Raw genomic sequence first — 10,549 nt, 5'->3', positions numbered from 1 at the left:
CCGCCGGAGCCGCCGTGCTGATCCTCGGCGCCACCTCCTGTGCGGTCATGTCTCCGCACGTACGCCGATTCCGCGCCCACGGCCAAGATGACCAGAAGGCGGTTGAGGCCGTCGAAGCCTGACCCGCCTTCAAGGGGGCATGACCGCAACACACCGGAACGGGATCATCAAGCAGGTCAGCGCGCCGGGAGGCTCCCGGGGTAAACGCCCTTCTCCCGGAGCTCTTGCGGCCGATCCGGCTTCTCGGCTTGCCCGCGCTATGGCTGCCGGTCGTCGAGGCCCGTGGGCGGGGACGGCTGCGGAGCCCCCCGGATGGCCGCCGCGTCGGGCGGTCCGGACGCAGAGGCTGATCGAGGGGCCGGGCGGGCCGGTTCGGGCTGGCCGGCCATCGAGCGCAGCAGCCGGAAAGCGCGCTCGTTCACCGCCGCATCCCCGTTCTTCCAACCTGATGGCGGGGCGCCGCTGCGAGGAGGCCGCCCGCGGTGAGGACTGCTTCTCAGCGTGGCGTCGTTGAACGGGTCGGGCGTGCCCCCCGATCCGGGGAAGCGCCACGTTTGAGCAGCGCATGCGCCCGGGAGTTCGTTTGCGATCTGTTGCGGCCGGATTCGGGCAGAGGAACCGGTGAACCACTGCCGGGTTCGGTGACGTCCGACTGTCGTGGATCGGATGACACGTCTTCGCCGGCAGGGGCAGTACGAGGTCGCGCGGCCGGTCGTGCGCGGCGCGGGGACGGCGCTTGCCGGACTCGGGCTGGCCGCGCTGGCGGCGATGTATGTGATCGCGTTGTGGCGGATGCCCGACTGGATGCATCAGCACGACCCCAAAGACCGTCACAATGCGCGGCTTCTGGTGGTATCGGCCGGCGGCGCGGTGGTGGTGGCTGTGTCGTTGCTGTACACCGCGCGTTCATACCGCCTGTCGCACCGAGGGCAGGTCACCGACCGGTTCAGCAAGGCGCTGGAACGCCTTAGTTCCCCCGACATGGACGCCCGTCTCGGCGGAATCCATACCTTGGCGCACGTCGCCAAAGACTCCCGCTCCCACCATGATGACTTCGTAGAGGTCCTGGAAGCCTTCCTGCGGCGCCGTACCCCCGCTGCTCACCGCGATAACGGCCCAACCTTGGCCGCACACCCTCGACCTCCTGAGTGGCCCGATTACGACGTCCAAGCTGCTCTCACTGCCCTCGGGCGCCGACCATGCCGTCCGGAACAACGCGGCCTGGACTTGACGTCCCTGCACTTCGAACGCGCTCGTCTGACCAATCTGGACCTGACCGGCATGGATCTGTGGGACTCAAGCCTCCAAAACGCTGATCTGCGGGGGGCGGTGCTGCGCAGAGCCGTCCTATCGGAGACAGATCTGCGAGGCGCGGATCTACGAGGTGCTGATCTCCAGGGAGCAGATCTTCGAAGCGCAGATCTACGAGGCGCAGATTTGCGAGGCGCAGATCTTCGCTCGGTTAAGTGGATCTCTGCGGAGGAGATTCAAGCGGTAGCGATGGTGGACGAGCGGACTCGCTTTTGAGTGTTCAGCTACCGGTCCCGGACTCGAGGCGACGTGGTCGCAGTCCGGGAGCACATCGAGGAGTGGGAAGCTCTGATCGAGGCGCGGCCGGGCGACCTCCTCAAACTGATCATCGCACTGCACTACGGCGTCGCTGGGCTTAGCCTAGGGCCTGTTTCTTGGATCGGCTGACGGTGGGCGTTGGTTGGGTCACTGTGGGTTGATGGGTCGTGGTGACTTGACCGATGCGCAGTGGGAGCGGTCGGCGCCGTTGCTGCCGCCGACCGGCGGGCGGGGTGGACGGTGGGTCGATCACCGGCGGGTGATCAATGGGATCTGTCATCGGGTGCGGACCGGTGTGCCCTGGCGTGATCTGCCGACCGAGTTCTGGGCCCGCGGGCGGTGGTCAGGTGGTCGGGGGGATGTGGGTTGAGCCGGAAGGGGTGAGTTTTTGGAGGGTGTACTGGGGGGTGCGGGTGGGGCGGGCGGAGTCGGTGAGGTGGAAGACGGCGCGGCGACGGACTACTTCGGTGCGGAGGTCGGCCGGATTGACGAGTTCGACGCGTTGGGCTTCGGGGGCCCAGGCGAAGCGGACGCATTCGACGTAGGTGTGCTCGCCGGTCTTCTGCTTGCGCAGGAGGGCGTAGGCCGCTTCGGTCGAGGGGATGACCGGCGCCTCGACGATGGTGATGTCGAGCTGCACCACGGCTGGTTCGACCGGTGCTGAGTCGATGTGCAGGAGGAGTCGCAGGCGCTCGCCTGGGGTGAAGGGGCCGTTCAGGTTCTGGATCGCGGCCAGGGAGAGCTGGTAGAGCTTCCCCGGGACGAGGGCGCGTGCGGGGTTCGGGGCGGTCAGGTCGCGCGGGGTCTGGTCCAGGTCGATCTTCTGGAGCGTCAGCGTGACGTTCGGGGTGCCGGGGGGCGGTTCGTCCCAGTCGAAACGCAGGGCCAGGGTGCTCGTCGCGTTGCACTCGCGCCGCTCGGCGGAGAGCGTGATGGCGCGCTGCGGGCTGGTGCCAGGTCCAGGGAACTGCACCGAGACGCCGGCGTGGGCGGACGGGGAGGCGAGGCGCCGGTTGTATTCGGGGTCCTCGAAATGGACGTGGCGCGGGACCAGGGGCAAAGACGGCGCGTTCGGGTCGGCCACGCGGAGCGGGAAGCGCAGCTCGTGGCCGTAGCCGTCGTGGTACCCGTCGGCGCCGGGCTGGTGCGGGGCGAACTGTGCGGTGGCGCGCGCGAGGATAGAAGCGCCGGGAGGCAGGGCCGCGATCAGCTGGCGGGCTCGGGCGGCGCGGGTGTCCGGGGCGCCCGGGAGCGCGAATTGGCAGATCGCGAACTTCGTCGTGTCGATGGTGTCGACGTCCGGCACGGCCACGCCGACTGCACGGAGCCGGGCGCGCAGGGACGGAGTGAGGACGAGGGTCGGGGTGGTGATGTTCTGGAGGGCCGTGACCTGTCCGGCGGCGACGAGTTCCAGGGCCAGAATCCAGTCGAGGATGCCGGACGTCGGCGTCTCCGGCTGCTGCCCGCCGACCAGGGGGATGCTGCCGTCGATCCGGTAGACGAAGGTCAGGACGCCGTCCCACGCCACGTCAAGGGTGTAGCGCTCGACCGCGGCCAGCTGCATCCGCAGGCGCTGGGCGGTCTGCCGGTAGGTCGGGTTCTCCGGCGGGTCGGAGAAGGCGGCGCGGAATGCCTCGTCGGCCGGGGACGGCGTGACCAGGGCCGGCTGGTCGGGCGCGAAGTGGCTGGCCCACGTGCGCAGCGCGACGCCCTGCCGTCCGTCCAGGTTGGCGGGCAGCGGTACTGGACGCGGCGCGCGGTGCTGCACGGGGAGCCCGCCGGAGAGCATGCCCAGCCCGCGCGGACGCACATGATCGCCGGTCAGGACGACGCCGCTCTGGCGCAAGAGCTGGTTGCGCAGCGTCACGAACACGCCCGGACGCGTGCCGGTCACCAGGTAGCGCAGCGCGCCGGGCAGGACGGGCTGCCAGCGGTCCAGAGCCGTCCCGTCCGGCTGAGCGGGGGGAGGCTGGTCGAACAGCGACTCGGTCAGCGCGGGCAGCGGCGGGTCGGGCGGGACGGGCAGCAAACTGCTGACGGCGGGCGCGCGGAAGCGGCGCGGCAGGCCGCCGGTCGGGCGGTCGGTGTGCAGCGCCGAGCGGAACTGCACCGCCTGCTGGACGGTCTGCCACCACAGCGTCTGCCCCGAAGTGCCCGGGCCGGCCGCGCCGATGACGCCCTGCGCGTCCTTGGTGTAGTGGACGCTGACGCGCAGCGCGCCGAGCCCCCACGGCCATGCGGGCAGGTCGGTGCGCACCGGGCGCTGGGTGAGGTAGAGCGGCTGCACCCCGACGGTCTGCGGCGGCGCGAGTTCGAAGTCGCGGGCGCCGGCGGGGAGCGCCGCGATGTTGCACTGCCCCTCGCGATAGCGCAGGACGCCGAGCCCGGGACGGATGCCGAACAGCCGCCTGGCCAGCGGCGATGCGGACGTGACCGGGACCAGGGCGAAGGCGTGGCCGGTGGTGAGGGCCGCCTCTCCCAAGTTGTCCGGACGCGTGTTGTCGCTGATGATCCGGTAGCGCAGCACCGCGATCGGCGACTCGGGCGCCAGCAGCCGCTGGGACTGCGCGGCCCACCCCTGGGCCTGGACGCGCAGGTGGCTCTCGTCGGCCAGGTCGGGATTGCCGTGCTGGACGCTCCACATGCGGCTCGCCACCGGCTGCAGCCGTGCGGTGCCGGGCGCGAGGCAGAGCAGCTCGGCCAGCAGCAGCCGCGGCGCGAGCGGCGACGGGCCGGTCGCCGGGACCGCCGGAGCCGGACGCCACTGGAGCCCCAGGTACGGGCTGACGACGAGGTTCAGCGGACGCGGGTTGTCGGCCCCGTCGAGCGACAGCGGCGCGGGGATGAGGGTGGCGGCGGGATAGCGGTGAGGGCCGTCCGTGGCGGGCTGGCCGAGCAGTCCGCTGCTGGCGATCAGCGCGGCGGTCAGCGTCCAGCCGTAGGGCGGCTTGGTGGTCGGCGCCAGGGTGCTGACGGCCTGGGTCAGCAGCAACTCGTCCTCGCGCCAGACGGGGCCGGCGTACGGGGACGGTTCGGGCAGGTCCGGCAGCCCGGACGGCTGGGGCGGGTAGAACGGACGCCGCGGGTCGAAGGCCTGCCGCAGCGCCGCCGGACGGCTGAGCCGCGCCGGCGTCTCGGTCAGCGCCGCGAGGACGCTCTGCAGCAGGTCGTCCACCGGTTCGGGGGGCGGGTTCTGCGCGCGGAACCAGCTCTCCTCCAACGCCGGCGGGTCGAGCCGGGCGAAACTGCGGCCGACCGCGGTGTCCAGGCCCGCGAAGGTGACCGGCAGCGGGGCGCTGTCGGTCCAGCCGCACAGAGCGAGCGCGAGAGGCGGCAGAGCGGTGGCGGGAGCGGAGGCGCGCAGGCGGCCGATGAGCAGCAGCGGGTCGGTCTGCAACGGGTTGGGCTGCTGTCCGGCGGGCGGCTTGGCCAGATCGCGGGCCGTGTCTTGCAGGCGCCCGAGGAACGGCATGGTCAGCAGCAGCCAGCGCGGATCGGACGGATCGCTGGGCGCGTAGTCCGCCGGGCTGCTCAGCAAGGCGCCCTGGCTGCCGGTCGGAAGGTACTGCAACGTCGTCGCCGCGCTGTCGGGCGTGGGGACGAGCCCGACCAGGTGGTGGCCGCTCGCCTCGATGAGCAGCATGTCGCGCGGCAGCGCGTCGAGCGCCGCGCCCGGATCGGCCAGCAGCGACGACAGGCCCGCGGCCAGGTAGCCGCCGCCGACGCTGCCGAGCGGGCTGAGGCCGGTGACGGGGTCGGTGGTTTCGAGGCCGGCCGGCCCGCGCAGGAACTGGGCGGCGCGCTGCGGCGTGAGCAGCCGCACTTCCTGGACGGCCGTCCAGCGGGTCTCGCGGCCGAGCGTCCCGCCGCTCCCGTCCGCCGCCGGGGTCACTTCGACGAGCTGGTGCTCGACCAAGGCCAGCGGCTGCCAGCTCTGACCTTGCGCGAAGGTGAACAGCAGCGGCCCGTCCGCGCCGGTCAGCGTCGCAGCGGGCAGCTCGTGCTGGTTGAGCAGCACCCGGATGGTGTGCCGCAGGTGGGTCAGGGGCGGGGCGCCGGTGGTGCGGGCCGCGGGCAGGGTGATCCGGGCATTGGACGAGTCGTAGGTGAGCTGCTGCGGCCAGGACACCAGGTCGGTGGCCGTCAGCATCCCGTTGAGCAGGAAGCGTTCCCGCCAGTCGCCGCCGTCCAGCCGGGAGGTGTAGCCCACGACGAGGTCACCCGCCGAGGAGCCGTACAGCTGCGCCGCGTCGGCCGTCCGGTTCGGAACCGGGTCCTGCAGCGAACGGCCCCAATGGGTGACCAGCAATGCCTCGACGAACGCGCCGGTCAGGGGGAGCTGTGGCACGCCGTCCGGCCGGGCGGTGGCGCGGAAGGACACCGTGGCGAAGCCGGGGGCGGCGCGTTCGCTGAGGCCGGGCGTCCCGGCGTCGGCGAGGCGCATGCCGGGCAGGAACTGGAGGCCGTCCGGCTGCGGGGCGCTGTAGCCGCTCCAGCCGAACTGCAGCGTGGTGTCGCCGGCCAGGGCGGCGGGTGAACCGTCGGGAAGGGTGACGCCTAGGGTGAGATCGCCGAACAGGTTCGCACTGTCGAGCGTGAAAGCGCCCGTGCCCGCGCCTGCCCCCGCCGCCATCAGGTTGAAGGTCAACGCGGCCGACAGTGCCTGCCCCCGGGAGGTACTCGGCGCGGTCGCCGGGCCCGCGGCGAAGCGCGCGGCGACCTCGTCCGGGCTGAGGGCGCGGTCGTAGAGGGCGACCATGCGGTAGGTGCCCAACCAGGCGTGCCCGCCGGTGATCTCGTCGCCGAGGGCCAGTTCGAACCCGTCGTTCCAGGCGGCCAGGCTCCCGCCGACGGTGTGCTCGGCCTTGAGCTGCCCGTTGAGGTAGATCCGGGTGAGGCCGTCGGCGGAGCGGGTGAACGCCAGCAGCAACGCCGCTCCGAGCGAACCGGCCGGCGTGGCCAGGTCGGGGCTGCCGGTGTCGTCGGTGCTGTCGGTGCGCAGCCAGGCGTCCAGGCTGGACGAGTCCAGCAGCCCCTTGCGCTGCTGCAGGGCGAGGTTGCGGTGCGCGTCGTCGGAGGAGACGGTGAGGATGGCGAACTGCCCGTTCGTCACCAGGCCGGTGACGGGCTTCACCCACGCCTCGACGCTGATCTCGCCGCTCGCCTTCACCGCCGCGGTCAGCTTCGCGGCGGGCGCGCCCGAGCGGAGCAGCGTCGGCTTGGTGAGCGTCAGCCCGCCGGCGCCCCAGCTCATCCCCTGGGTCGCGGCCGCGGTCAGGTGCATCGGCGCGCCGATGCCGGACGAGTCGTGGACGGTCGCGCCGCCGCCCTCGTCGAAGCGGTAGAGCGCCTGCAACCCGGTCGGCGGACGGCCGACCCGCACGGCGAGGGTGAGGTTCAGGGTGTGCTTGCCGCCGGTCATGTCCAGGCCGAGCGTGACGCGCTGCGGCACGATCGGGTCCTGCGCGGACGCGCCGGGCAGGGTGAACGGCGGCGTGGCGGGGTCCGGGAAGGAGACCGACGGCAGTCCGACCGCCCATTCCACCTGGAACAGGTGGAAGTGCAGCCGGACCTGGTCGACGGTCACCTCAGCCCCACCGGCGGCCAGGGCGATGGTGCCGATCCGCAGGCGCGGCGCGTCGCCGACCTCCCCGGCGGAGAGGGCCAGCGGCCACTCCAGGGCCGGCCCCTCCAGGCCGATGGCGCTGAGGCTCAGCGCGGTACCGGCACCGGCGCCGCCGCTGGTGAAGGTCAGGCGCACGCAGTTGCTCAGCTCGGTCTGCTCGTCGCCCGACCCGGCCACCGGAAGCTGCAGCCGCCCGATCACCTCGACCGCCGTCACGCCGTCCCCGGCGAAGACCACGCGGTCGAGCACCAGCGGGAAGAAGCGCAGCCCGAACAGGTCCAGGCCGGGCACGGGCGCGTCCGGATCGTCGCCGGCCGGCCGGAGCCGCCACTCGTAGCCGGTGCGGTGCTCGTAGTCGCTGCTGTGCGCCTCGGGGTCGTTGCTGTCGAGGTCGAGTTCGACCGCCTTGGGCGAGCGGGCGGACGCCTTGGTGAAGGCGGTGCCCTGGGCGGGCAGGTCGCGGAACCACAGCTGCCAGGACGCCGCCGCATGGCCGAGCGTGAGCGGGACGCGCGTGGTGGTCAGCTGCACGTCGCCCGCGGTGGGATGGCTCAGCGGCGTCCGGATCAGGTTGGTCGCGGGCACGCTCGCGCCGCGCACCAGCCCGCGCTGATCGCCGAAACCGGCGCCGGAGCCGCGAGCGGCCATGCTTCCGGCGGTCAACCGGTACTGCCCGGCGTCCGGCGGCGCGTCCGCGGGCAGGCGGCGCAGGCCCGTGGCCTCATCGGTGAAGGCGCCGTCGATCCCGCGCAGCGCCGCCTCGCCGGTCAGCGAAAGGGGCGCGCTCTGCGCAGGGTCGGCGTTGTCCAGGCGCAGCTCGCCGGGGTAGCCGTCCAGGGCGAGGGTGGCGCGGACGGGCCAGGCGCGTGTGGACGCCAGGAAGCGCAGCACGGTCTGGCCGTCCTGCCGGGCGAAGGCGGCCACGTTGTCGGCGGCGGCCAGGTCGGCGCGCTCGGCGAGGCGCCGCCAGTACGCGGCGTAGTCCGCGCGCGTCAGCGGACGCGGCGGCTCGGGCCGCGCGGTGTCGGGCAGCGGCGAGCTCTCGCGCGGGTCCGCGGGGATGCGGGGAAGCTGCGCCAGCGCCTGGATCTCGTCGGTGTAGGGCAGGTCGTGGCGGTACTGCACGGCCAGCCCGAGCGCGGGGTCGCTCTGGACCGGGTCGCCGTCGGGACGCGGGTCGAGCACCAGACCGGGCAGCGAGAGCGCCACCAGCGGCAGGTCGTACAGCTTGTCCGCGTCGCCGCCGAGCCATTCGCGCGCGGGCGCGAAGGCGCCGCCGTAGCGCGGCCAGCCGGCGGCGCCGTCGGCGGTGAAGCGCCAGGCGTTCGGCAGGTCCAGGCCGTCCTGGCGGGTCACCGGCAGCTCGAACGGGACGAGCTGGCGGCCGGCGATCGGCACGTTCGGCGGGTTGATGCTCTGGGTGAGCGCGAGGGCCTGCACCATCGGCAGCGTCGGATGGCGGCGCCAGACCAGCGGCAGGGCCGCGCTGAGGGTGTCGGACGCGAGGACTCCGGCGTTCACCAGGGCGCGCAGCAGCACCGGGTCGATGCCGTACTGGAAGGCCCAGGAGCCCAGCCCGGCCGACGGCGCGGGCGCGTTCCGCCATGCGAAGCCGATCGCGTCGAAGGCGAACCGCACCAGCGGCGCGAACAGCTCGCGTCCGGTGACGGTGTGCAGCGGGACGCTCGCCAGAGCGCCGATCCAGTCGTCGAGGTCGGGCAGGGCGTCGGCCGCGGTGGGTGCCTGGGTGCTCAGCCAGAACAGGCCGTTGACCGTCACCTCGGGCGCGTCCAGGGTCAGGTCGGCCGACTGGAGCCGGTACTCGGAGCCGACCGGGGCCAGCACCCACGTGCCGGTCATGTGCTGGGCCGCGGCGAGGGTGAGGTTCCAGGGCTGCTCGCCGGGCGCCTGGCCGAGCCCGGACGAGTCGTCGTTGCCGAAGCTCACGGCGCCGCGCAGCAGGTTGTCCGGCGCCGGGACGGGCGTGGCCTGCGCCACGCCCGCGTCGAGGTAGATCTGCTCGGACAGGTTCGGCAGCGGGAGCTGGGCCCACCCGTCGTCCAGCGGCGTGAACCCCCACAGCACCGGCGGAGTGACGGGCCCGGTGGTCCCCGTCGCGGGCCGGGTCCAGGACGGTTCGGGTTCCTGCAAGCCGGCGCGCAGCCGCCGCGCGGCCTCGTTGGGGTCGAAGGCGAGCGTGGTGGCGGCGAGCGTGACCCGCTCGCTGAAGCCGGTGGTGTCGCGCGTGGCGTGGTAGGCGAGCGTGCCGGGCGTCCCGGTGGGCGCGGCTCCGGCCGACAGGTCCACGCGCAGGTTCGTGCCGTCCACGGTCAACCGCGCGCCCGCCGGGGTGATGCGCGCGAGGGTGTCGGGCTGGACGGCCGGGTCGTAGGGCTGCCGGTCGCTCAGCAGCAGGCTGAACGCGTCGCCCGGGAAGACGATCGGACGCGTGCCGGGCTGCTCCTGCCAGGGCGCGATCTGCCAGAACAGGCGCGGGACGGTGAGCGGGTCGGTGAGCTCCAGCGTTGCCCACTGCGGCGCGGGCACCGGCTGGACCAGCCCGTTCAGCGGGTTGTCGGGGTTGAGGTAGCGGTTCAGGCGCCGCCAGGAGGTGAGGAGGGCCGTCCGCTCGGCGTCGGTCAGCCGCTCGGTCTCGACCGTCATCCGGAACCCGCGCACCGCGGTCCCCGGAGTCGGGGCGGGATCCGGGACGACCCGGGCGAGCTGGAACACGGCGCTGACCGGCGCGGTGTCCCAGAGCAGCCGGACCTGGCCGAACGCCGACAGGCCGCCGGAGTGGACGGCCAGCGCCCCGAGCAGATGGGCCGCACCGGTGCGCTGCGCGATCGCCGCCGAGGTCAGGCCCAAGGCGGTGTACAGCCGCTGGACGGCGTTCGCCTGCGCCGTCATCGCATCGAGGACGATCTCGCCGCCGAGGCAGGTGAAGACCGGCAGGTTGCCGACGATGTTCTTGGGCCAGCCGTCGACCGGGGCCTGCAAGAGCAGCAGGCTGGCGGTCCCGGCATTGATCGCGGCGCGGATCGCCTGCGGCGGGAGGTGGCCGTCGGGCTTGGTGCCGCTGCGCGTCCACACGTACTGGGGCGTCGCGCCGTTCGTCGGGCTGACGGTGACGCTGGTGACGTAGACCAGCGCCAGCAGCGAGCCCGGCAGCAGCGCGTTGTCGTCGCCGACCGCCTGGCGCGGCGTGGTGTCGACGTACAGGGTGCGGAAGGCGAAGTTGGTGGCCGGGTCGGCCAGCCGGATCACCTCGGCCTCGGCCGTCCAGAAGGGGCCTGCGATTCTCAACTTCGGCAGGTCAGGAAGTTTCGCCATCTGCTCCTCCTAGTCCGCTCG

2 protein-coding genes and 1 pseudogene are annotated in these 10,549 nt (G+C 73.0%); 2 read left to right on the top strand and 1 reads right to left on the bottom strand.

What is annotated here, in order from left to right; all coding sequences use genetic code 11:
- Positions 1-666: 666 nt before the first annotated feature.
- Positions 667-1,527, top strand: coding sequence for a pentapeptide repeat-containing protein (locus tag ABT299_RS06625; RefSeq protein ID WP_500250033.1), 861 nt, complete (start codon positions 667-669; stop codon positions 1,525-1,527).
- A gap of 202 nt (positions 1,528-1,729) precedes the next feature.
- Positions 1,730-1,912 (top strand): annotated as a pseudogene (locus tag ABT299_RS06620) (transposase); the annotation flags it as partial.
- On the opposite strand, the gene ABT299_RS06615 reads toward ABT299_RS06620, so the two are convergent.
- Positions 1,913-10,528, bottom strand: coding sequence for a LamG-like jellyroll fold domain-containing protein (locus ABT299_RS06615; protein WP_500250032.1), 8,616 nt, complete (start codon positions 10,526-10,528; stop codon positions 1,913-1,915).
- Positions 10,529-10,549 lie beyond the last annotated feature (21 nt).

Source organism: Spirillospora sp. NPDC000708 (genome assembly GCF_040299565.1).
Classification (GTDB): domain Bacteria; phylum Actinomycetota; class Actinomycetes; order Streptosporangiales; family Streptosporangiaceae; genus Spirillospora.
This window is presented reverse-complemented; position numbering and strand designations above follow the sequence as displayed.

Coding starts and splice junctions, on each gene's coding strand:
- ABT299_RS06625 (WP_500250033.1), top strand. CDS start 667: ATGACACGTCTTCGCCGGCAGGGGCAGTACGAGGTCGCGCGGCCGGTC.
- ABT299_RS06615 (WP_500250032.1), bottom strand. CDS start 10,528: ATGGCGAAACTTCCTGACCTGCCGAAGTTGAGAATCGCAGGCCCCTTC.